Below are 24,813 nucleotides of genomic sequence, written 5' to 3' on the forward strand. Positions count from 1 at the left end.
GCATCTGTCCGCGATTTAGCGGAATCCCTGTCCCGGAGTTACTGAAATCGCTGTCCGCGAATTACCGAAATCGCTGTCCGGGAATTGCCGAAACACGCAACGACGACGGTGCGGGGATTTACCCGCAAGCGTGCCGAGCGCCAGACATTCCCCGAGCACCTTCCCCGGGAACGGGTGGTAATCGATGGACCTACGGCTTGTGAATGTTGCGGCAGCAGCCGCCTGCGCAAGCTCGGCGAGGACGTGACGCTGACGCTGACGCTGGAAGTGGTGCCGCGCCAGTGGAAGGTGATCGAGACGGTCCGGGAGAAGTTCTCCTGTCGCGACTGCGAGAAGATCAGCCAGGCGCCGGCACCGTTCCATGCCGTCCCCCGGGGATGGGCTGGCCCGAGCCTCCTGGCGATGATCATGTTCGAGAAGTTCGGTCAGCATCAGCCCTTGAACCGCCAGGCCGAGCGCTATGTGCTGGAAGGCGTGCCGATCGCACTGTCGACCATGGCAGATGCCGTAGGCGCAGTCTGTGCCTCGCTGGATCCCCTGCTGCGCCTGCTGGAAGCCCATGTTATGAGGGCCGAGCGCCTTCATGCCGACGATACGACCGTGCCGGTGCTGGCCAAGGGCAAAACCGATACGGGCCGGTGCTGGATCTACGTCCGGGACGACCGACCGTTTGGGGGCGCGGGCCCACCGGCAGCGATGTTCTACTACTCACGCGACCGCAAGGGCGAGCATCCCCAGGCGCATCTGGCCCGGTATGCCGGCATCCTGCAGGCCGACGCCTATGACGGGTACAACCAGCTCTATCTGGGGGGCTCCAGCCCGGACCGATCCGGGAGGCTGCCTGCTGGTCGCACGCACGGCGCCCGTTCTTTGCCATGGCCGACATTGAAGAGAATGCTCGGCGCAAGGCCGCCGGAAAAAAGGAAATCCCTCTCTCTCCGATCGCGATCGAGGTCGTGCGGCGGATCGATGCGCTGTTCGAGATCGAACGCTCCATCAATGGCAGAAGCCCGGAAGGGCGTCTGGAAGTGCGACAGACGCTGAGCCGGCCTCTGGTCGAGGACCTTCAGGTCTACATGCGCGAACAGCTCGCCAAACTGGCTCGTGGTCACGACCTGGCCAAGGCGTTCAACTACATCCTTAAGCGTTGGGCGAGCTTCACGCTGTTCCTGAAAGATGGACGCGTATGTCTCTCCAACAATGCTGCCGAACGGGGCTTGCGAGGCATCGCTCTTGGCCGGAACTCCTGGCTGTTCTGCGGATCGGATCGCGGTGGACGGCGCGCTGCTTCGATGTACAGCCTCATCGTCACGGCAAAAATGAACGGCATCGATCCGCAGGCGTGGCTTACGGATATCCTCGCACGGATTGCCGCCCATCCGGCTCATCGGCTGGACGAACTTCTGGCGTGGGATTGAACGCGGGCATCAGCGATCTCTGCTCAAGCCGCATGACCACCCACGTCAACAAGGTCCATCACGTCACCACCATCACCCAAGTCGCGAAGGACCTTGGCGAAGACGAAGATTGGCTACGCGACATCTCGCTCGAAATGGAGATCGAGGACGGCGCCATCTGGGTCTATGGTGTTGGAGAAGACGGCGTCAAGGCGTTCACCGCCTTCGGAACCGACAACCTGATCGAGCTGATCAGGTTCTACAAAGACAACCCTGGACTGCTCAAGCGGTAGCCCTGGGAGGCGCGGCTCCGTCGGTGACCTGAAGACAGGACCCAAGGAGTCAAAGTCCACCTCTCTATCGGTAGAGGACAAGGCTATCATCGTGGCCTTTCGCAAGCATACCCTGTTGCCGCTCGACGACTGTTTCTACGTCCCGCGAGGTCGGGCGGCTGCCGGGCACCTGGACTGGCTCGGCGACCGAGGCGCTTGGGCTAGCGCGCTCGACAGTGCGGGCGGGCTAGATCGGGACTGCCGGCTGGCGGACCTCAAACCGAGGGCAAAAGGGCCCCGAGATCGGCTGCGAGCGCTCCGTCGTCTGCAAGAGGATCCACCTGCACTTCGATAGCTCGGCGCCTTGGCGCCGGCCGAAACGCGAGCTGATCGACTGCGTGACGCTCGCAGGATCAATTCCGCCTTCAATCCTCGTCAAAGCGGAATCGTGTGTGGCCCGCCTCGCTCACCACGCGGCCTACCGTGGGCGCTGCAAAATGGGTTGTCAGCAGCTTCGTCGTGGTGTCGATACACCGGGCAATCAAGTCCCGTATCACTTGGCTTGCCGCCGCGTTGTCGTAACCGTCGTTGACCCACTCCGGCCGCGCCAACTGGACAGGGTGGTGAACGGCATCAGCACTGAAGATGGCGTCGTGCGACCGCGAGCAGAGATACAGACCGCAGTGGTGCTTGGTATGGCCGTTGAGGGGTATGTAGCGGATCTCGTCCGGCATTTCATTCTCGAAGCGATAATCGTCTTCCACGAAAGTCGCCAACCCGCGGTCCACCACGGGCAATACACTGTCGTCCCACGACAGCTTCCGGTACGGCTTCACACGACCCGTCTTGAAGGCGTTGCGCCACCATTCGAATTCTCCCTTGCTGATTAAGTAGCGGGCGTTGGGGAAGGTGGGCACCCATTCACCATCCTGCAGCCGCGTGTTCCAGCCAATATGGTCTGCATGCAGATGCGAGCACATGACGAAGTCGACCTGCTCAGGATGGACGCCCGCGCGCGCGAGGTTCTCGAGGAAGGGTGTCCGCAACCGATGCCACTCGGGGTAATACGGGCGCTCCTTGTCATTGCCGCAGCACGTGTCGAACAGAATCGTATGGTGGCGAGTGCGTATCAGATAAGCATGCGAGCGCCCTTTCAGATTTCGCGTTCCCGCCTCTACGAGGCGAGGACCCATCCAGTGCTCGTGTTCTGCAACACCCTCCGGTGTCGCCCCCACCAACAGATCGCCCGGCGCGATCGTCCAATCGAACTCGGGGATCGAGTCGACTCGAATATCTCCGAAGACCTGTGTCTTCATGCTGTAGCTCCCCTCGCTCGAAGCGCGGCGATCTCATTTTCCGTAAATCCGAACTGCGTCAAGATATCGTCCGTATGCTCGCCGAGCATCGGGGCACGTGTGGTAGGCCGATCTCCCACGCCCATTTTCACCGCCTTGGTCATGGCTCGATACTTGCCAATCTTCGGGTGTTCGTGCTCCGTGACGAGCCCCTCCGCGAGCACTTGAGGGTGGTCGAACATGTCCCCGATCCCTCGGATTGCGATGCAAGGGACCTCGCCTAGCATCAGCTGCTCCCATTCCAGGGCGGTGTGCTGCATCAACCCCTTTTTAATCAGTGGCCTGATCTCGTCCCTCAGGGCAGTGCGCTTCACATGGGTATCAAAGCGGGGATCCTCGCCCAAGTGCAGAAAACCAAGGTGCTTGGAAAGGTTCTTCCAAAATGGCAGAGTGGTGGCTTGCAAGAAGAGATAGCCATCCTTGGTCTCATATATTCCCTGGATGCCTGGCCCCCACCAACGGTCAATGTCGCGAGGCTCGCCATTGGCCCAAATGAACTGGCCAGCCTGCAACGAGAGGGCAGACCGCAACAACGAGGCCCTCACGTGCTGTCCTTCACCAGTCCGAAGCCGATGGACGAGGCCCGACAAGATCGCGATCGCGACCATTGATGATGAATAGTAATCAACGATCGAGCCCTGCAGTATCTGCGGTACGCCCCCGCCCCCCTGCATCGCCGCCAGGCCGGTGAAACACTGAAGCATCGTGTCGAACCCGGGGTGGTCCCGAAGAGGCCCGTCTTCGTTCTCTCCGTACCCAGTGAATGAGCAGTAGATGATATCTGGACGCCGGCTACGCAGTGTCTCGTAATCAATGCCAAGCCTCTTAGGAACAGAAGGCCGAAAGTTGTGCACGACGACGTCGGCCTGCTCGACCAGCCGGTAGAAAGCCTCCAATCCTTCAGGACGTTTAAGGTCGAGTACGATCGAGCGTTTGCCCCTGTTTGCTCCTATGAAAGATCTATTTTCATTAGGCAAGCTCGATGGGTATTGACGACCCATGTCCCCGGCGGGCGGCTCTATCTTGATGACGTCCGCTCCTACATCACCAAGAAGAGTACAACCATACGGCCCCGCAAGGTACTGAGTAAGATCAAGCACAACTATTCCTTGAAGGGCTTCCGGCATCTTTTGCTCTCAGGTTCAGGTATGATTTGACTTGCGGCGAATATCGATAATGATCCTACGCGAATGAACGCCCGTCGCTCACCTATTTGCAGCATTCAGTAGGCAGGAATTTCGATCTTCGGAACGTCGCCGATATTCATTCCCGCCGCCTCGGCCTTCTTGAGCACGTCCATGGCCGTGCGAACGTTTGCAAAGTCGACAAGCTTTGAATTGTAGCGAACCGCGGCTTGGCCTCGAGCGATACCCTCTGCAAGCGCCGAAACGACCCCTCGCGCCTCATCCACCTCCTCCTGCGAGGGGGAGTAGATCTCATTGATGATCGGGATGTGACTGGGATGGATCGCCGATGCAAAGGAGGCGCCCATACGCTTTGATTTTTGACAGTTCCGACGCACCAGATCGAGGTCATCTAATCGCCCGGTCATCGCGCCTTCGATTTGCACGATGCCGGCGGCGCGCGCCTGGAGAACAGAGTAGGCTCCGAAAGCGACCCCTTCGACCGCGCCCTCTTCCTCGAACTGCAGACCAAGAGAGCGGCCTCCATCACCCCCCGGGTTCGGGCCTGTCGCTGCACCTGCCCGCTTCACGCGCTGCGAAGCCATGCAGATCTCGTACAGCCGGTACATCGCCAGAGCAGTTTCGGGATAAGGACAAATCTCGATTGAACCAAACGAAAGCTCGCGAGATCGCTCCAGCTCACCTAGGACGAGGTCAAGCGCAGCAACGTCTTCAGGGTCCTCGGCCTTGGACAGCATCACGCCGTCGAGTCCGTCAACGACCACCGCACTCAGGTCATCAATCAGGCATCCCGTTCGCCATGAATTGACTCTTACGAACAGCCCGACTGGCTCGGCTCTCAGCTCTTTGATAGCTTCGGCGATCGCAATGCGCGCCGCCGGCTTCTCACCGATTCCAACTGAGTCCTCCAGATCCAGGATCAGCGCGTCAGGGCCATATTTCGGCGCCTTCAACATCCAATCGAGCTTGTGTCCCGGCACGAACAACATCGAGCGATAACACTTAGCGTCGCGAAACGTCTGAGGCATACGCTCCTCTCAAGTCTTAACTTCTCTGGCCTATCCTTATAGCTAGCTCTCCAAGCGATTTGATGGAATTGGCGTCGCTTTGCAGCTGAATTTCGGCGGCAAAGAGGGTCTTTGTGCAGTTTTTCGTGATGCTGTTGGTGGCAGGCGATGGAAGATCGGCGAGTTTCTCGAAATTATTCCGGGCCGCAACGCGGCATATCAACCAAGCATTGTTTTGCCGTTCCTGACGACCGTGACCCCGCGCTCTTTCACACTCGCTTCGAACGAGATCACGTTGCCCTTCTTCCACATCGCCAGCGTCACGATCTCACCGGGGTAGACCGGTGATGACAACCGCGCAGCGTGCTGCCTGAAGGCGCTTGGATCGTAATCGGCATAGGTCTGCAAAATGCCGCGGCACGTGATTCCATAGGTGCACATGCCGTGCAAGATCGGCCTCGGAAACCCAAGTAGTTTGGCCGATAGCGGATCGGAATGCAGCGGGTGGCGGTCGCCGCAAAGCCGATAGATCAGTCCTTGATCCGGGCGTGTGCGAATATCGACGATCCGGTCGGGCGTTCGGCTCGGCATTTGGTGTGGCTTGGGCTGGCCATCGGACGGTCCGCCAAAACCGCCATCTCCACGCGCAAAGTAGGAAGTTATCAGGGTAGCCAGTGGTTCGCCGCTGGTGCCCTTCAGCACCGTCTGGAAGCGGATCACTGCCCCCTTGTCTCTGCCTTTGTCGTAGACCGCCATGACGGAAGAATCAGCCGTGATATCCGCAGCGGGCGGCAGTCTGCTGTAAAATGTGATATCGCGCTCGCCGTCCAACGCGATGGAGTTTAGATTGAACTCACCGGGTTCAGCGAAGCCGGCTGCGACTGAGGCAAATGTCGGTACGACCCTCAGTGGCCGGCCCGTCACCGTGGCCTCATTGACGAAGGCGAGTTCCTTTTCGTCCAGGGGATCAGCCCCCATGCCGATGCCAAGAGCGTAAAGCATCACATCTCGATTACTATAGCTGTATTCTTGGCCAAGTCTCTTCATGGCCATCAGCTGCTCATAGTTGATTGCCATCGTGATATTTCCTCGCGCCAAGGCCTGCCCAAAACTACAGCGGTTTCGACGGCTTAAGTTGTTGCAGAGGGAGCAAGCAATGCCGATTGCGCGGCTTAGATCTCTCTCTCCTCCCGCCCGCCGCCTGTATCCCTTCGAGCAGATGGCAACATCCATATTTTCGCCGAACGTCTCGTGCGCCGAACTAAGAGCTGTGATGCCGGCTGTCGGTCAAACTGCTTGGATCTTCTTCTTGGTTATCAGGCAGTCAACGGCGGTTAGCCCAGTGCCATTGGCAGAAAGGATGACGGGGTTGATGTCGATCTCCCCGACCTCGTCAGCCAGGTCGGTGCAGAGCGTGCCGAACTTCACAATGCAATCGGCCAATCCGTCCAAGTCTGTCTTTGCGCTACCCCGCGCACCGCGCAGAACGCTCGCACCGCGCAGCCGCCCAATAGCAGCATGCACATCGGCCGCATCGAAGGGTGGCAGCAGCACCTGCACATCCTTGAGTGCCTCAACCCAGATTCCGCCCAATCCGACGGCGACGACCGGCCCGAATTGCGGATCGAAAGTCGCGCCAAGCATGATTTCCGGGCCTGATTTGGCCATTTCTTGCACGACAACTCCGGCGATCTTCGCTTTGGGACGGTGCGACCGGACCGAAGCCACGATTTGCTCAAACGCCTCCGCTGCTTTTTCCGCTGACGGAATGTTCAAGACGACGCCGCCAACGTCCGTCTTGTGCACGATCTCGGCCGACTCGACTTTCAGCACCACCGGGAAATTAAGCGTGTGTGCGATGCGCCCCGCCTCATCCGCGCGCGTCGCCAGGGCTTCGCGCGTGACCGGGATGCCGTAGAGCGCGAGCAGACGCTTGCCCTCACGTTCCGTCAGAACGTTGTCTTTCGCCTCGCGCATGATGCGCAATGCCTCGGAATAGCTAGTACTGCGGCGCCGCTGGGCTGACAGACGATCGCCAGGTTTGCGATTGCGTTGAAACTCAGCATAACCAATGAGAGCAGAAAGGGCCTTCAGCCCGGGAGCCAGTCCTTGCAGAAACGACATGCCGTCGAAATCGGCCTTCGGCTCGACCATCGCATCCTTTGGATCGAGAGAGGTGTAGAAATGGCCGCCGGCAAGGCTCAATATCGGGAATACGACCTCTGGTGCCGATGCCGCAGCCCGCTTCAAGGCTTGTCCAAGGGCCGAGCTCATATCGAGCCACGAAGGGAAGCCACGCCCCCAGATCACCATGTCATACGCGCCGCAGGTCGCAAGTGTGCTCAGCGACTCATCGATGATATGCGTGTCATAACCGCCCTGCGCGGTGAGATCGAGCGGGTTGCCAACATTGCCGAACTCGGGGAAGACCGCTTCCAGCCGAGCTTTTGCAGGTTCAGGCAGTGCCGGAAATTCTATGCCGTAAGTGTCCGCGACGTCAGACAGAATGCTGGCGGCAGTACCGGAGAAAGATGCGAACGCTACGCGGCGCCCCCGCGGCCGCTTGGTCGAAGACAACGCAACCGCGGTCTCAATCAGGTCATCCACCGTATCGACCCGGATGACGCCCAGTCTCTTCAGGACCGCATCGATCGCCACGTCTGAACCTACGAGCGAGCCGGTATGAGCCAAGGCCGCTTGGCGCGCTTTTTCAGAGCGGCCAATCTTGATTATCACAATGGGCTTGCCCTTATCGGCTGCGCGCTCGCAGGCCCTCATGAATTCAAGGGGACGCCTGATCTGCTCGCAGTAAGAGGTGATGACGCGCGTATCCTCGTCATCGACGAAATAGTCTATGAAATCTGCGACATCGAGACATGCCTCATTGCCAACCGTGACCACACGGCCAATGCCGATTCCGCGTGCCAGCAACGGCACGATGAGGCTATAAACGAGAGTACCGCTTTGCAGGATGGAACTAATTCCACCTGCCTTCATGGTGTGAAAGTCCAGCGGGACGGCCATCAACCGATTGGCCGCGTTCATCAGGCCGAAGCAGTTTGGACCGACCACCGGGATGCCCGTTCGTGCGGCCCAGTCCATGAGCCAGCGTTGCTTACTTGCCCCATCGCGAGCCTGCTCGGCAAATCCGCTCGAGATGATCTGAATCGCTCGCACGCCGGCGGCTTCGCAATCCTCAAGGACCTCGGGAATGGCCTTGCTTGGAATAGCAACCATAGCGAGACCAACAGGATGAGGTATGGCTTTCAAACTCGAATAGCATGGCACGCCCGCGATCTGCGTGTAACGCGGGTTCACTGCAACGACCTCTCCCGAAAAACCCCATTTCTTGATGTTCGTGAGGATTTCCGTTGCAAAGCCCCCCTTCTGGGAAGCTCCCACAATCGCGACAGATTCCGGCTGGAAGAGCTGGCTGATCCTTGCCGTTCCCTGCTGAAGTCGGCCCTGTCGGAGCACATGATCAACTCGCATGTTCAACCCGTCGGTTCCTGAATTGCGTGCGCTAGCGTCTCGTTTGGACCAGTTTCCGACCCTACTGCTGAATCGCCTGCTCGCCGAACAAGCCTCCGAGGGATGCGAGCCGCTGAAGATGGTGGTCGGTATCACCGAACAAGGTGTCGATCATCGTCACATGCTTGAAATAGTGGCCGATGCTGTATTCCATGGTCATACCGATGCCACCATGGAGCTGGATAGCCTGCCGTCCAAGCGCCTTCGATGATTGACCGATCTGCGCTTTTGCTGCCGAAATGGCTCGCTCACGCTCCGTTACATCACGTTCTCCGGCCATCATGGTGGCGTAGAGCGCCATGGAGCGAGACTGCTCGAGCTCAACGAACATATCGACCGCCCGGTGCTGAAGCACCTGGAAGGAGCCGATTGTCGTGCCGAACTGCTTGCGCGTCTTCAAGTAGTTGACGGTTGTGGCATGCATTTCAGCGAAGCAGCCAACGGCCTCAGCGCAAAGAGCGGCAACCGCTTCGTCTGCAACGCGTGAGATAATCGGGTAAGCACCTGCCGGATCGCCGATAACGTCAGCAGCAGCGATCCGTACGTTCTGAAGCGGGATCTCGGCCGCACTCAGCCCGTCCTGCGTGGGATATGCGCGCCGCGTAAGACCCGGAGCTTGAACGTCGACGAGGAAAAGGCCAATTCCGTCCTTTTCCCGCGCGCCTCCTGCCGTTCGCGCCGACACGATGATCTTGTCCGCGACATCGCCGTGGAGAACGAGACCCTTGATGCCGTTGAGCACCCAGCCCTCGCCGTCCCTCTTCGCCCGAGTTTCCACATCGAAAAGGTCATACCGGGATTGCGGTTCAGCGTAAGCAAAGGCGAGTTTCATCCGACCTTCGGCAATCGCCGGGACGAGATTCGTCTTCTGGGCTTCGTTCGCCCCATGCCGCAGGATACCGCCTGCGAGTACGACCGTTGCGAAATATGGCTCGAGGATGAGCGCCTTGCCGAAAGCTTCCATGACAATCATTGTCTCGACTGCCCCGGCGCCAAGCCCGCCATCAGCCTCCGAGAAAGGCAGCCCAAGAAGCCCCAGCTCAGCATAGCGCGCCCACATCGCTTCACTGAAGCCAGACTTCTCTGCCCGGTACTTACGGCGATCCTCAAAGCCATAATGCTCGCGCATCAAACGCTCGACGCCATCCTTAAGGAGCCGCTGCTCCTCGGAAAGATCAAGATCCACTAGAAAACCTCCTGAAACGGGCCCGCATCTTTGCCCCTCAAACCTTTTGAGCCTGCGCAGTCAGCGACTTATGGCTTTCCTGAAGCGTCAGAGGCCGAGGACGACCTTTGCGATGATGTTTTTCTGGATCTCATCCGAGCCGCTATAGATCGGCACCTTGCGTCCATTGAAATAGGCGGGCGCAATCGGTCCGGCCCACTCGGGACCGATCGACGCCTCTCCTCGCTGAAGCTCCTCCTCGGATTGATAGGGTAGCGCGAAAGGGCCGATCACATCCATCAGAAGCTCGGCGGTCGCCTGCTGAATCTCAGACCCCTTGATCTTGAGGATCGAGCTCGCGGGGTCCTGAGTACCCTTTTCGCGTTTCGATTGGTTGGCAACGACCCGAAGCTGCGTCATCTCGAGCGCCTTGAGCTGGACCTCGACGGCGGCAATCTTCTTGCGGAAATCGGCCCTGTCGATCAATGGCTCGCCACCGACGCGGGTCCGCGAAGCAAGCTCCTTAATGCGGCGGATGCGTTCCTTTGAAAGGCCAACACAAGCAATCGTGACGCGCCCATTGCCGAGAACGAACTTGGCGTAATCCCAGCCGCGGTTTTCCTCGCCGACGCGGTTCTCGACAGGAACCCGCACGTCGTCGAAGAACACCTCGCACACTTCGGGATATCCGTCGAACAACTGGATCGGGCGCACTGTCACGCCGGGAGACTTCAGGTCGATCAGCAGAAACGAAATGCCCCGCTGCTTCTTGGCCTCAAAATCAGTCCTGACCAGGCAAAAGATCCAGTTGGAATATTGCGCCAACGAGGTCCAGGTTTTTTGACCATTGACGACATAGTGGTCGCCATCGCGGACGGCCCGCGTCTTGAGCGAAGCCAGATCGGAGCCAGCTCCAGGTTCAGAGAAGCCCTCGCACCACCAGTCATCGACGTTTACAATGCGGGGCAGAAAATATTTCTTCTGCGCCTCATTTCCGAAGTTATAGATGACCGGACCAACCAAGTTGATGCCGCTACCGGCCGGCTCCGGCGCCGGCGCCTGGCTCACTTCCTCGCCGAAGATGTACTGCTGAACCGGAGTCCATCCCGTGCCACCGTACTCGACCGGCCAGTGCGGCACGGCCCACCCCTTCTGCGCCAGGATGCGGGTCCAGCGCACCTTGTCCTCCCTGCTGGGATGCCTGCCCGCAACCAGTTTCTCGCGGATGTCTACGGGGATTGCAGAGCGGCAGAATGCCCGGACCTCGTCGCGGAAGGCAAGTTCGTCGGGGGTAAAGTTTAGATCCATTGTGGCTTCCTAGTTGCGCGAGAGTCGGCGCCGATCGTCCATGTCTAATATACCCGCTCGACTGAAGGCAAAATCCGAAATCAAACCAGGAGGAGCTGAAAAGCTGCGCAGAACATCTGAATTTTGAAGTTTTGATGCGCCGCAAAGCTGAGTTGTCGCGGTCTGCGACAGGGTTCGGGTCACCGTTCATTCGGCGCAGATGGCCAACACGACTGGCCTGCCTGAAGGTGCCGCTGGAACGAGTTTCCAAGTAGCGGTCTGCCAAGCATGGCGAGCCGCGCAGCCACACGGGCGCTCGGATCTGCAGAGCATCATAGCCTCAACGCTAGCCCATGAGAACTCCCGGAGAGGAGTCGCCGCCCCACCCGTCCACCTTCAGCGCCGAGGTCCTGAATCGCGCGTTGCGACTGATGGATCTGATCCAGGATTGTGCAAAGGGCCCAGCCTCGACTTAACCAGTCACGCGCGCATCGGTGCTTGCGAATAAGCCCAGGCGGTGCCGGGCAACCAGAGGTATCGATCAGCGGCTTCACACCCTTGATCGGCAGCCGTTGGCTTCCTGGTCAGACCGAGATCCAGGAAAGGGCCGCTCCCGCATTCATTCTTCAGATCAACGGGCTAAACGCCGAAAAACTGCGATCGGATCGAGTAAGGCTGCGCATTCATCAAGGCGAAGCGGATTGGGGTTTGGATTCACATCAGAGCCCCCTAAGCCCACCCGGTATCGATCACCGAGCATCACAGCTTTCTCCTAAAGTAGGAACGGGAATGGCTCATGAACAATCTCATTCTCAATGCAGTGAACAAGCATTTTTCATCGAGTTACTTCGAAGCTCGTCAGAAGTTTCGCGACTACGTTAAGGATGCCGCCGTCGGTGAGGCACGAATATATCCATCGCCCGCATGCGGACCAGGAGGAGAAGAGCTCTCAACCGACGTTGCCTGGTTTGGTAATCGCCGGGCCTCGAGAGTTGGCGTTCTCATCTCAGCTACCCATGGCGCCGAAGGATATTGTGGATCCGCAGCCCAGCTGGACTGGCTGGCCGCGCGTGGATACGACAGGCTGAAGTCGGATGAAGCGATGCTGTTGATCCACGCCATCAACCCATACGGGTTCGCATGGGATCGGCGCGTTACGCAAGAAGGTTGTGACCTCAACAGAAACTTTATCGACTTTGCGGCTCCCTTACCGCAAAACGAGGCATATGACGCAATCGCAGACAGTCTGGTCCCAAGTGCTTTGGACGGGCCTGTTTTTGCGACAGCCGAGGCGGCGATTGAAAAGTACCGGACCACATACGGTGAAACTGCCTACCGGAAGGCAAGGACCAGCGGCCAATATCGTCATCCGACAGGAATGTTCTTTGGCGGCTTCGGCCCTACCGTCGCGCGCCAAACTCTGGAACAGATTGTGTCGGACTACAATATTGCATCACGTCAGCTCGTCCTGATCATCGACTATCACACAGGCCTGGGACCCTATGGCTATGGTGAACTGCAGTGCGAGCAGGCATCGGGAATGATTGGATATCAGCGGGCGCGCGACATCTTCGGCCATTCGGTCACCTCACCCGATCTCGGCACATCATCCTCCTTAGTCCTCAATGGCACGCAGGACGACTACTGGCAGCGGATCCTCGGCGAGCGCCATGTCTACATTTGCCTGGAATTCGGAACCTACCCTCCGGAGGCGGCCAGACCAGTGTTGCGCGCTGACCATTGGCTCTATGCCTTCGGCCAAGCTCAGATTCACACTGACTTTGGGCGTGAGGTTCGCCGACGCGTGAAGCAGCACTATTACCCGGATATGCACGATTGGAAGGAGATGGTGCTGTATCGAAGTCGTCAGGTTCATCGGCAGATGATGGAAGGGATGAGAACGTGACGCATTACGAGCTCTGCCTTGGTTCAAACCACCTCACCTGGCGTTCTGAGACCTGCGCATGGCCGAAACCGTTGAGTGGGCCCGCCGCAGCGCGTCGGCGGCGTCCTCAAAGGGGTTCTACGTACGCTTTCTCCAACTGGCCCGCTCCACCGCAAGTGGGCGCCCCTTTTGTGAAATCATAATCGGCAAGCGAAGTCAGCGCAATTGTAGAAAACAACAGCTATTCAGTGTGGCGGCGCCAGCCAATCCAACTAACCTCGAGAGGACAACATGGTCAATCGCATGCAATTTTACATTGATGGCGCGTGGGTCGATCCCGCCATTATGAAAACGACGCCAATCGTCACTCCGGCGAGCGCGGAAGAAATGTACGAGATTGCGCTCGGCTCAAAAGCGGACGTCGACAAGGCAGTCATCGCGGCCAGGCGCGCATTTGCCAGCTTTTCTCGGACAACGCGCGAGCAGCGCATGAGCATTCTCCAGAACATTCTCGAGATCTACAAAACTCGTGCGAAGGAGATTGGAGATTCCATTTCGGACGAAATAGGCGCCCCATTAGCAATGGCGGAACAGAAGCAGGCTGGCTCCGCCATCGCTCACGTGGCCACGACGATTGATGTGCTCAAGAATTACTCTTTCGAGGAGCGGATCGACAGTACAATCGTGGTTCGCGAGCCTATTGGCGTGGTGGGAATGGTCACGCCCTGGAATTGGCCAATAAACCAAATAGCTTGCAAAGTAGCGCCGGCGCTCGCCGCAGGCTGCACAATGATTCTTAAACCGTCAGAGTTCGCTCCTACTTGTGCACTGATCTTCGCGGAAATCCTTCACGAAGCTGGCGTGCCGAAGGGTGTGTTCAATTTGATCAACGGTTTGGGACCTGACGTGGGCGCGGCCATGAGCGAGCATCCCAACATCGACATGATATCGTTTACCGGATCGACACGTGCCGGGATCGACGTCGCGAGACGAGCCGCTTATACAATCAAGCGTGTCAGCCAAGAGCTCGGGGGCAAATCCCCGTATATTGTTCTTGAGGACGCCGACTTTGAAAAGGCCATCAGCAAATGCATCGCGACGCTTTTCCAAAACTCCGGCCAATCTTGTGACGCACCATCGCGGCTCATTGTCCCGAAATCTAAAATGGCGGAAGTCGCGAACATCGCGAAAACCATAGCGGACGGGTACAGGGTCGGACACCCGCGCGCCGCGGGCATTCATATGGGTCCCGTCGTACACCGCGGCCAATGGGAGAAGATCCAGGCCTTGATCCAGCGAGGTATTGACGAAGGGGCCAGGTTGGTCACAGGCGGACCAGGGCTACCTGAAGGCACCAATAAAGGCTTCTACGTTCGCCCTACCATCTTTGCGGATGTCACAAATGAAATGACTATTGCGCGCGAGGAGATATTCGGGCCGGTGCTAGCGATCATTGGTGCCGCCGACGAAGACGACGCAGTCCGTATTGCTAACGATACGCCCTACGGCCTTGCCGGTTACGTATTCTCAGGCTCAACGGAACGCGCGCGAAACGTTGCTCGCCTAATTCGAGCCGGCACCATATACTTACAAGGTGGATCACTCGACAGCTCCGCCCCCTTTGGCGGGTACAAACAATCGGGTAACGGTCGGGAGTGGGGACGCTTCGGCCTCGAAGATTACCTGGAAGTTAAGTCCCTTGCTGGGTCTGTTGAGCCGAATAGGTCCTAAGCTCATCGAGGTTTCAGGATTGCAAGCCTTCGACTTAAGCAAATTCGAATGCTTGCAATCTCACGTCGGATTTCGTTCGACGGGCAAGCTGAGAGCTCGTGCTGAGTTCTCTCACCAGAGCCCCAAGCAAGCTCGTTTGTTACGAATTGGCATTCGGCGTCGTGCGCGGCAACTCGCCTGACAGGCGATCGCGCTGCTTGGCTGTGCTCCGCTCTCCCGCCGACGCCGCGAGTCAGATGCGCGGAAGCCAGACGCCGCCCGGATGATACGCCAGCGAGGAGGCTTCGGGTGTACATCATGCAGCTTGGCCAAATTGCCCGCGTCCAGGTGACGTCGTTCCATCACCGAGATTCTCCCGTTAGGAGGCACTGCGATCGACCCCCGTTTAAAGCGCTACTATGATTGCGGTCCCTCCATTAAATTTAACTTGCGAAGATGAAAAGCTCTCGCTTGCCGCGGTGTAGCAACGCCTGATGCCGACGGGGAAGACGCAGCACAGAGGTGGTGGCCTGCCGTTCAGTTCAACAATGTGACGAAGCGCTTCGGCTCACTGGTCGTGCTCGAAAACCATAACCTTCGTTCAGGTGAATATTGTCTTGGTAGAGGCGCAAAGTTCTGTAGTTCTTGCGCGGTCTACTGCAGAGTATTCGGGGAACGATCGAATCACGTCCTTTTTCAAGCGAGCTTCTCCCAGAACCCACAGCACGCCTCCTGAGAGACCGGTTCTTCTTCCTCGAAGGAGGCCCCCAAAGCGATCAATCTCCGAAAGATACAGAACCTCATGCCGTCTTGCGCGGCCTGAGGCTCAAGTGACTCAAGTGATCTGCACCTCGATCAGGCACGGTCCCGGTGTTGAAAGTCCACGGGCCACTTCGACATTAAACTCATGCATCGTGGTTACCCGAGCCGCCGCCATACCCATGCTTCTTGCAAGGCCCGCAAAGTCGATGTCAGGCCGGCTCAAATCGAGCATGTCCAGAGCTTTGCGGCCGACATCTTGTGCCCCGACATTGGCCAGTTCATCCCGGAGGCAAGCGTAAGATTTGTTGTTAAACAGCACTGTTGTAATATTCAGGCTCTCGCGCACCTGTGTCCACAGTGACTGAATCGCGTACATCGAGCTGCCATCTGCCTGAAGGTTGAGCACAGGTCGATTTGGGCAGGCTATCGCGGCGCCAGTTGCCATCGGCATGCCAAGCCCAATCGAACCGCCCATATTCTGAAGGTAGGTGTGTGGCTGCGCATTCCAGCTTGCAGTGAAAAAACTGGCGCTCGCCGAGATTGATTCATCCACCACGATCGCATTTTCCGGAATGAGCGCGCTCAGTGTCTGCGAGATGTTGGCGCCCGTAATTGCCCCGGTAGCCAGCGATGGCGGCGCCAGCTTCGACGCCTGGCTTGGAAACGATTTGGCATCCAGTTCGTTCGCAAGTCTCTCAAGCGCGTCCAAGACGTCTTCTTCGGAACGCGCAAGCGTCAAAAACTCCGTGTCTTCAGAAGCCATCAAGCTTGGTTTGTCCGGATATGCAAAGAAGGCCACTGGAATGCGGCTACCCACCAGGACGATATGTTTAAGTCCGGCAAGTGTCGCGCGCGCTTGGTTGACCGGGTATGGAAGGCGATCGACAGGAACCCGACCGGCGCCGCGCTCGATGCGGCCGGGAAAGGTTTGCGACATGAGCTTCGCGCCTGTCTTGGCACATATGCGCCCCGCCAGATCGAGACCGCGTTCTCGCAATGCCAGCCCTCCCAACAGCATCATCGTTGGCTCTCCGGAACGAAGCGCTTTAGCAGTGTCCTTGATGCAATCCTGAGAAACCCGCGTTCGCTTTGGTGGTTCGGCCACAGCAACGGGTCCACTGCCCTCGTTCCATGCGGTGTCGGCAGGAAGAATGAGGGTTGCCACCTGACCTGGCGCGGTGCGGGCGGCCGTGATAGCCGCCGCGCCATCAGCCGCAACACGCGTCGCGTCTGACGAGGTATGGACCCAACCAGAAAACGGCGCCGCTGCCCCCTCGATATCGGACGTGAGCGGCGCATCGTAGCTTCGGTGGTAGGTTGCGTGATCTCCAACAATATTGACGATCGGCGTAGACGCTTTCGTAGCGTTGTGCAGATTGGCAAGACCATTCGCCAAGCCGGGCCCGAGATGTAACAGAGTGGCGGCCGGCTTGTCGGCCATACGCGCATAACCATCCGCAGCGCCGGTTGCAATTCCTTCAAACAGCACGAGCACGCAGCGCATACCATCGACGCGGTCGAGGGCAGCGACAAAGTGCATCTCGGATGTGCCGGGATTTGCAAAGCAGGTGTCTACTCCACCAGCAACCAGCGTACGAACTAGGCTTTCAGCGCCGTTCATGAATAGGTTCCTCACACAAAAGTCGTCGTACACCGGCCCGACGCATCGGGCGGAGCGATGAAAAAGCGATAGTCGGTGAAAGCCCGCTAGGTCGCCCTCAACCGGCGGTACGGGCGCTAGTAGATTGAACCGGCAGCACAGTCAGGCACGCAGCCGGATCGGGGAGGTTATTCCGTTAGAATTGTTGCGTCATTTGCAGCCCACGACGCGAGGCAGGGGTCGCCGACCTCCGGCATTGTCTTGGCCGATACATTCAAGACCTTCGACAACAAGTGTAATCCAGCTTCGCTCCGGAATTCGAAGATAGTCGCGTCGCCAACGAAGGTCATGCCGCTGATGCGCCCCTTGATTCCAGCGCAGGAGCCAGACGCGGTTACATCGAGACGCATATGTTCAGGCCGCACGCACAGGGTCGCATCCCTATCGGCATCCTCCCAGGCGGGAGCCGGCAGAATTTCACCCGCGGGACCTTGCACGGCGCCAGATTTAAGCTTGACGGGTATGAGATTGACCTCACCGACGAAACCTGCCACGAATAAGTCGGCCGGTCTGCGATAAATATCCATCGGCGCCGAGACCTGCCGGATCCGCCCCTCATGCATCACCGCGACCCGATCTGACATAGCGAGCGCCTCATCCTGGTCGTGGGTGACGTAGATCATTGTCTTGCCGACCTCCTTGTGGAGGGTCTTGATCTCGTTCCTCAGATGCTCACGCAACTTCTTGTCGAGCGCGCCCAGAGGTTCATCAAGAAGAAGAACGGGCGGATCGAAAACCAGAGCGCGCGCGATCGCCACGCGCTGCTGCTGACCGCCGGACATCTGGTGCGGGTAGCGCGAGGCCAATGGACCGAGATGAACCTGATCAAGGATACGACGCACCCGCGTTTCGATCTCCAGCTTTGGCAAACGCCGCATCCGTAACGGATAAGCAACGTTTTCGGCGACCGTCATGTGCGGGAACAGGGCATAGTTCTGGAAGATGACTCCGAGCTGGCGCCGGTGAGGCGGCAGGCGCGTGATGTCCTTCTCATCCAGCAGGACCTGACCGCTGTTCGGCAGCTCGAAACCGGCGATCATCATCAGAGTCGTTGTCTTGCCCGATCCGCTCGGTCCCAGCAGCGAGATGAACTCGCCGGGTGAGACGGAAAGACTGACATCGTCGACGGCGATCGCGCTACCGTACCGCTTCTGCAGGTTACGCAGGGCGATGCCTCCGGTTTTCAGATCAGTGCCGCTCGCGGTCGCTTTCATCAACATTTCAGCTCCCTAGGGTGAATTCACAATTGGTTTTCGATTGACCTGCGCTAAGACGCGCCATCAGGTGGTCTTTGTCCGTCTGAGCAGGGTCCCGACCACAATCACAATTGTCGCAAATAGCATCTGCAGCGTAGCTACCGCAGCAATGGTGGGACTGATGTCCTGCCGGATTCCTTCCCACATGCGCATCGGCAAGGTCGTAATCTTGCCGATACCAAGGAATAGTACGTAGACGACGTCGTCGAATGAGGTCAGGAAGGCAAAGAAGCTGGCGACGATGAGCGCAGGCATGACGAGCGGAGCGACGATGGTGCGAAAGGTCGCCCAAGACCCGGCACCAAGACTGCGAGCCGCCCGCTCGTAGCTCGGGTTAAGGTCGCGCAGATTGGCAACTACAATCACCACCACATAGGGAAGGGCATGGACCGCGTGACCCAGCGCCAGGCCGAACTCGGTGCCCTGCAGTCCAAACCGCGCCAGGAGGAAATAGGTCGCGACGGCCACGATAACCGTCGGCATAATAATCGGCGAAAGCAGAAGAGCCACCATTGCTCCGCGACCTGGCATGGCGCCGCGCGACAGACCGAAAGCAAGCATGGCGCCGAACGTAGTCGCCATGGCAACTGCCATCAGCGCAATCCGGATGCTGGTGAAGGTCGCACGCACCCACAGCGTATCGAAAAGAAAGGCTTCGTAGTTGCGCAGCGAGTAGCCTGGCAACGGGAATACAAAGTAGGACGAAGCGCTGAATGACAGGTATGCAACGATCACGACTGGCAGCAGGAGAAGTACAGCCAGAAGGCATGCCAGGATCGCGACACCTCGGCCTCCCAGCGAAGGAATCCAGCGGTCAAGAGCGTTTGCCGCGGAACCGATCCGCATCAACATTCTGGCACCCATCTGACGGCGGGCAACGGTCGAACCGCGCTTGTCATCGGAGAAGCCCAGGAGCTGCTCGATCGGGAAGAAGCGCGAGCCAATCCACAATATGCTCAGGACGGCCACTAGCAGGACCACTGAAAGCGCCGCACCAAAATTCCAGTTGAGCTGCTCCAGGATCTGGGAGCTGATCGCCATCGTGATCATGACGTCCGACAACCCACCCATCAAGGCGGGTGTAATGTAGAAGCCAAGACAGTAGATGAAGACGAGCAGCACCCCTGCAATCAGGCCCGGAAGACTCAGCGGCAGAAAAACAGTGAGGAAGGCCGCGAGTGGGCTCGCTCCGTTCGCCCTCGCAGCGCGCATCAGCTTCGGGTCAATGCTGGACATGACCGTGTACATCGGTAGGATCATCATGGGCATAACGATGTGGGTCATGCCGAGAATAACGCCAAACCGGTTATAGAGCATTGCGACTGGTTGAGATGCCCAGCCGAGCTCAAGCAGATACTGGTTAATGACGCCGTTGCGCCCAAGAAGGACAATCCAGGCAAAAGTGCGCGCCAGAGTGCTGGTGAAATAAGGCAGCACGACTCCAATGAGCAGGAAGGTACGCAACGCCGTTCCGGCTGTCGTGAGAGCGTAGGCGATGGGATAGCTCAGCACGAAGGCGAGCGCAGTGACCGTGACGCTGATCTCGAGCGTGTTGCGCATCACGGTCACATAGACAGGGGTGTCGCCGATGCGAGTGAAATTCGCCAGAGTCCAGTTTGGCATCCCGAACGCGAGCAACAGAAGCGCCGTGAGCGGTACGACAAAAAGCACCACAAGGAAGATACTGCCAGGCAACAGCAGCCAGGCCCAGGGTGTGGGCCAGGGCCGCAGATTTTGCGCCCGGTCTTTGATTACAAGAGTACTCATTGTGCCCGCCATGACAGCCAGCGCTCCTGAAGGTGGTCCAAATTCGTCTTTCCGTCGGATCGCTTCTTGGCGAGCCAAGCGGAATCCTGTTCGACCACCACCGATGCAATTTCCTTATTGATATTGAGCAGCGGAGGAAGGTCAGATGGCAAGAACTCCAGCTGATTCGTATTGGGACCAGGAAGCAGCGTGCCGAGTGTGAAGTTGGCGGCGTTTTGGGCGCGGTTTACGAATGCAAGAAACTTCTGCGCATTGGCGCTGTTAGGACCACCTTTTAGCGGCGCCCAATACACATAGACCAAATTGCCACCGTCCCAAACGACACGAATGGGTGCCCCCTGACGGATCGCCGCCAAGGCGCGATTATCTCCACAGCTCGTCATTTCCAGTTCGCGGTTCAGCAACAACTGAACCGGTTCGCCCCCCGCGCCCCACCACTTCGTAATATGTGGCTTGATCTGATCGAGTTTCTTGAAAGCTAGATCGAGCTTGTCGTCGGTCAGGGGCCAACGCTCGGCTGCCGGCAGCCCATCAGCTGATAGCGCGAATGCCACATTGTGCCGAACGTTCGAGGCGAGCCCGCGTGGCCCCGGAAACATCTTCACGTCCCAGAAGTCCGCCCAGCTTTTTGGCGCATTATCTCGGAAGGCACGAGCATCATACGCAAGCACTGTTGTCGCCCGGTAAGCGACAGCCGCATCCTTAAGACGATTGCCCGCCGGAATGCCCAGGAGCGATTCCGCGTCCCACAAGCTGTAATCGATGGGCTCGAACATCCCGGCTTCGGACATGGCCGGATAAGTCTGCGCGTCGATGAAGGCCAGATCCCAATCCATGCGCCCAGCTTCATTCATTGCCCTCACCTGGGGCTCAGCGAAGTCTCCAGTCACATCGACTACGGCAATGCCAGTCGCCTTCGTGAAGGCCTCATAAACGTATTTCCGTATCCCCTGCGTGAACGAACCGCCGTAGCTGAAAACGACAACTTCCCCACGGCCGGCAAGCTTTTCCTGCGCCCAGGCGCGGGACGCCTTCGCGACAAACGGCGCCGCCAGTAAAGCCGCTGTTGATCGAACAAACGATCGCCGGCCCATGACGCGCTGTAGATGGCTGAGGCAGTTCTTTTCGGTCATGGCACAGGCTCCCTGCCGCAGCACTACATGTTTTAACGGAACCATTTTCACCATCTACCGACCCTATGACGCTCAAACACAGCAAAGGAGGTTAGATCAGTGAAGAAATTCTGCAAGCACACCGAGCGTACTCGCGATTCTTCCCGCCGGCCACGGGCGCCCGTGTTCCCGGGACACCACAACACCACCCTACGCAGCCTCTCGAAGTCGTATGCGGCGCCCTCAGGCTGGCGCTCACCGTTCCAAAAAACGATAGCATCGCAGCAATATCAGCGCCTTCGATGCGATGGTCGAGCGAAGCGGAAAGCCAGGCTGCCCAAATCATCACGACACCAACCCGCGCGACGTTCTTTGAGCCGTCGGTCAAGAGCTGCCCGCGACCCTCCACGCCGACGGAGAAAGGCACGGACCTTCCCTTGGGCCCGATCAAGACAGCTAAAGCAACGGACGATCAGCCAATTGAGGAGCTGGCCCGATTCGACAGAAGAGCAGCCGAGCTCAAATTGCAGATTCTTTCGTAAGCTCGTCCATCACTTGCTTCGTCGCGCGATAGGCGAGTTCAACGATTTCATCGATTTCGTGTTCGGAAACGACGAGAGGTGGAGCAAACCCCAGAATGTCTCCGTGCGGCATTGCTCTCGCAATAAGCCCCCTGTCCCGCGCGGCCTTGGAGATTCGGGCGCCCACCTTCAGCTGCGGCTCAAAGCGCCGTTTCGTCTGGCGATCGGCAACGAACTCCACTGCGCCGAGCAAGCCTACGCCTCTCACTTCACCGACGATCTCGAGTTGCGCAAACCGCTCATTGAGGCGCTTCAAGAAATGCGCGCCAACGATTCTCGCGCGGTCCTTTAGGTGCTCCTTCTCCACGATATCGAGAACGGCATTCGCAGCCGCCGCCGCAATCGGATGTCCGGAATAGGTATATCCATGGGAGAATGCCCCGACACGGTCGGCGGCCTCTTCCATGACCGAATAGACCCTCTCGCCAACGATTGCTGCAGAGAGCGGCATATAACCTGACGTCAGGCCCTTGGCCACCGTTACGAGGTCAGGCTCCATCCCGTAAAGAGTACTGCCGAACTCAGCGCCCGTGCGACCAAATCCGCAAATCACTTCATCTGCGATCAAAAGTACGTCGTAGCGTCGCAGCACGGCTTGAATTTCACGCCAGTAACCATCGGGCGGCGGTGTGATGCCTCCCGTCCCCAACACCGGCTCCGCAATAAAGGCTCCGATCGTTTCCGGCCCCTCCCGCACAATCATCTTTTCAAGTTCGGCTGCCCGCCGACGAGAGAACGCCTCTTCCGTTTCACCCGGCTCCGCTCCCCAGTAGTGATGCGGCGCCCCGGTGTGCAAAATACCTGGAAAGGGAAGGTCCATGTGGTCATGATAGAACGACATACCGGTCATTGAGCCTGAAACAACAGAGCAGCCGTGGTATCCGCGCTCGCGCGAGATGATTTTTTTCTTTTTGGGCTGCCCGCGCAAATTGTTGTAGTACCAAACAAGCTTTGCCTGAGTTTCGTTGGCGTCGGACCCGGACAGACCGTAAAATACCTTGCTCGCTTTGCCCGGCGCCATTCGCACGAGGCGATCGGACAGATTGGCCAGCTCGTCCGTCGTGTGGGCGGCATATGTATGATAGTAGGCCAACCTGTAAGCCTGCCGCGCAATTGCCTCGGCGACCTCACTCCGCCCGTAGCCGATGTTGACGCAATAGAGGCCGGCAAACCCATCGATGTAGCTATGTCCCTGCGCATCCTCGATGCGGATCCCTTTGCCTCCTTTGACGATCGTCGGATCACCAGCTTTACCGGTGGCAAAATCCTTGAGCTGGGTGAAGGGATGTAGAACAGTCGCGCGATCTTTCTCCGCGATCGTCTTGATATCGTTCATACCATTTCTCCTAAGACAGCAGGTCGCCGAAGCAGACGTACTTCAATTCCATGTACTCCTGGATGCCATGGCGCGAACCTTCACGACCGAGTCCGGACTGCTTCCAGCCTCCAAAAGGAATTGGTGGTCCAGTGAACGAGGCGGTGTTGATGCCGACCATCCCGTACTCGATGTTCTCAGCAAGTCGCAGCGCACGACGCAAGCTGTCGGTATAAATGTAGGCTGCCAAGCCCATTTCATTGAAATTGGCTCTGGCAAGGACCTCTTCCTCCGAGTCGAAAGGAAGCACTGCGGCAACCGGGCCGAACGTCTCCTCGCTCGAAATGAGCATGTCGTCGGTAACATCGCTCAGCAGAGTTGGAACGACGAAATTCGGCCCGAACTCCTGATTTTGGTTCGCAGAAAAGACCCGCGCCCCCTTCGCCGCAGCATCACTGATTTGCGCCCTGCACTTTTCGGCCACGGACGACTTCGTCATCGGCCCGATATCGGTCCCAGCCTCAAGGCCATGGCCCACCTTGAGCCGAGTGATTGCTGCAGCAAACTTCTCGACGAACGCGCTATAAGTGCCTCTCTGCACGTAGATGCGATTAGCCGCCAGACAGTCCTGCCCTGACGTGGCAAACTTTGCGTCGATTGCGCCTTTGACTGCCTTATCAACATCGACATCATCAAAGACGATAAAGGGAGCATGCCCTCCAAGCTCGAGGGACACCTTCTTTACAGTGCGCGCAGCCTCTTCCAGCAGCAGGCGACCAACTTCTGTCGAACCGGTAAACGATAAGGCTCGCACTCTGGTATCCCGCAACAGCGGCGTCGACAATTCGATTGGATCACCAATCAGAACTTGAAACACGCCACGCGGGACCCCAGCCTCTTCAGCCAACCTTGCCAGGGCAAGAGCCGAGAGCGGCGTTTCGAGGGCAGGCTTCACGATGACCGGGCAGCCAGCGGCCATAGCGGCGCCGGCCTTGCGCGTAATCATGGCGACCGGAAAATTCCAGGGCGTAATTACTGCCGCAACACCAACGGGCTGCATTCTAACCTGAAGCACACTTGCGGGCTTATGGCTTGGGATCGTCTCGCCGTAAGCGCGCTCTCCCTCCGCAGCAAACCACTGCAGAAATCCCGCACCATAGCCAATTTCGTATCTTGCCTCCGCAAGCGGCTTTCCCTGCTCGCTTGAGACAAGGACGGCTAGTTCCTCCGAATGGGCAAGCATTAAAGATGCCCAAGTCCTGAGGATTGCGCCTCGCCCCTCCGGCAGAAGCCCACGCCATTGCGCGAAGGATCGTTCGGCTGCGTTGATCGCAAGATCCATATCCGCAGCGCCGCAATGGGCAACTTGCGCGATGACTTCGCCAGTCGCCGGATCAACGACCGCATCTTTTTTGTTGCCTTCAATCCAGCGTCCATCGATGAGAGCGGCTCCAGCGAGAAAATCTCGACGGCGCAAACTCTCAAGATGCTCTTTAGCTAGCCCGACCAGAGGTGGACTTTTGGGTCGAGCAGCTTGGAAAATCATTTAGAAGTCCCTGTCGGTCATTTTGTTGAAATTCTGCCGCCAATCAGGATACTAATGTCA

Annotated in this window: 16 protein-coding genes and 1 pseudogene; 4 read left to right on the forward strand and 13 right to left on the reverse strand. The window is 58.2% G+C overall.

All coding sequences use genetic code 11. The features are described 5' to 3' along the window. Positions 1-102 precede the first annotated feature (102 nt). A pseudogene (locus IVA87_RS12175) lies at positions 103-1,418 on the forward strand (IS66 family transposase); the annotation flags it as partial. Positions 1,419-1,450: 32 nt separating this feature from the next. Continuing rightward, positions 1,451-1,690, forward strand: coding sequence for a hypothetical protein (locus IVA87_RS12180; protein ID WP_247333685.1), 240 nt, complete (start codon positions 1,451-1,453; stop codon positions 1,688-1,690). Between the two features lie 404 nt (positions 1,691-2,094). Here the strand turns inward: IVA87_RS12180 and IVA87_RS12185 are convergent, their stop codons facing one another. The 7 genes from IVA87_RS12185 to pimC all read right to left on the reverse strand — a co-directional run bounded on the left by IVA87_RS12185 (position 2,095) and on the right by pimC (position 11,180). After that, a complete protein-coding gene (locus IVA87_RS12185) occupies positions 2,095-2,985 on the reverse strand; it encodes an MBL fold metallo-hydrolase (RefSeq protein WP_247333660.1) in 891 nt (296 codons plus the stop codon). After that, a complete protein-coding gene (locus IVA87_RS12190) occupies positions 2,982-4,151 on the reverse strand; it encodes a CoA transferase (RefSeq protein WP_247333661.1) in 1,170 nt (389 codons plus the stop codon). Before IVA87_RS12190 ends, IVA87_RS12185 begins: the two co-directional genes overlap by 4 nt. A 95-nt stretch (positions 4,152-4,246) precedes the next feature. Continuing rightward, complete coding sequence (locus tag IVA87_RS12195) at positions 4,247-5,197, reverse strand: CoA ester lyase (RefSeq protein WP_247333662.1); 951 nt, start codon at positions 5,195-5,197, stop codon at positions 4,247-4,249. Positions 5,198-5,395: 198 nt separating this feature from the next. Then, entirely contained in the window at positions 5,396-6,253 is an 858-nt protein-coding gene (locus IVA87_RS12200) for a MaoC/PaaZ C-terminal domain-containing protein (protein WP_247333663.1), read from the reverse strand. A gap of 210 nt (positions 6,254-6,463) precedes the next feature. Further along, positions 6,464-8,668, reverse strand: coding sequence for an acetate--CoA ligase family protein (locus IVA87_RS12205; protein WP_247333686.1), 2,205 nt, complete (start codon positions 8,666-8,668; stop codon positions 6,464-6,466). Between the two features lie 61 nt (positions 8,669-8,729). Further along, positions 8,730-9,893, reverse strand: coding sequence for an acyl-CoA dehydrogenase family protein (locus tag IVA87_RS12210; protein WP_247333664.1), 1,164 nt, complete (start codon positions 9,891-9,893; stop codon positions 8,730-8,732). 87 nt (positions 9,894-9,980) lie between these two features. Continuing rightward, positions 9,981-11,180 (reverse strand): pimeloyl-CoA dehydrogenase large subunit, encoded by a 1,200-nt coding sequence (pimC, locus tag IVA87_RS12215; RefSeq protein WP_247333665.1) that lies wholly within the window; start codon positions 11,178-11,180, stop codon positions 9,981-9,983. Between the two features lie 775 nt (positions 11,181-11,955). Here pimC and IVA87_RS12220 point away from each other — a divergent pair. Next, positions 11,956-13,065 carry a M14 family metallopeptidase gene (locus IVA87_RS12220; RefSeq protein WP_247333666.1) on the forward strand — a complete coding sequence of 370 codons (1,110 nt, stop codon included), beginning with the start codon at positions 11,956-11,958 and terminating at the stop codon, positions 13,063-13,065. 270 nt (positions 13,066-13,335) lie between these two features. Beyond that, positions 13,336-14,775: an aldehyde dehydrogenase family protein gene (locus IVA87_RS12225; protein ID WP_247333667.1), complete on the forward strand. Its 1,440-nt coding sequence runs from the start codon at positions 13,336-13,338 to the stop codon at positions 14,773-14,775. Positions 14,776-15,589: 814 nt separating this feature from the next. On the opposite strand, the gene IVA87_RS12230 is transcribed toward IVA87_RS12225, so the two are convergent. From IVA87_RS12230 to IVA87_RS12255, 6 genes are all read right to left on the reverse strand, one after another. Further along, positions 15,590-17,137: an acetolactate synthase large subunit gene (locus tag IVA87_RS12230; RefSeq protein ID WP_247333668.1), complete on the reverse strand. Its 1,548-nt coding sequence runs from the start codon at positions 17,135-17,137 to the stop codon at positions 15,590-15,592. Positions 17,138-17,304: 167 nt separating this feature from the next. Next, positions 17,305-18,396: an ABC transporter ATP-binding protein gene (locus IVA87_RS12235; protein ID WP_247333669.1), complete on the reverse strand. Its 1,092-nt coding sequence runs from the start codon at positions 18,394-18,396 to the stop codon at positions 17,305-17,307. A 60-nt stretch (positions 18,397-18,456) separates the two neighbouring features. Beyond that, on the reverse strand, positions 18,457-20,211 hold the full coding sequence (locus tag IVA87_RS12240) for an ABC transporter permease subunit (protein ID WP_247333670.1): 1,755 nt from the start codon (positions 20,209-20,211) through the stop codon (positions 18,457-18,459). Then, on the reverse strand, positions 20,196-21,332 hold the full coding sequence (locus IVA87_RS12245; protein WP_247333671.1) for an ABC transporter substrate-binding protein: 1,137 nt from the start codon (positions 21,330-21,332) through the stop codon (positions 20,196-20,198). The genes IVA87_RS12240 and IVA87_RS12245 overlap by 16 nt, the downstream gene beginning before the upstream one ends. A gap of 498 nt (positions 21,333-21,830) precedes the next feature. Further along, complete coding sequence (locus IVA87_RS12250) at positions 21,831-23,228, reverse strand: aminotransferase (RefSeq protein WP_247333672.1); 1,398 nt, start codon at positions 23,226-23,228, stop codon at positions 21,831-21,833. Positions 23,229-23,238: 10 nt separating this feature from the next. Then, positions 23,239-24,753, reverse strand: coding sequence for an NAD-dependent succinate-semialdehyde dehydrogenase (locus IVA87_RS12255; RefSeq protein ID WP_247333673.1), 1,515 nt, complete (start codon positions 24,751-24,753; stop codon positions 23,239-23,241). Positions 24,754-24,813 lie beyond the last annotated feature (60 nt).

Source organism: Bradyrhizobium sp. 147 (assembly GCF_023073935.1).
Taxonomy (GTDB): domain Bacteria; phylum Pseudomonadota; class Alphaproteobacteria; order Rhizobiales; family Xanthobacteraceae; genus Bradyrhizobium.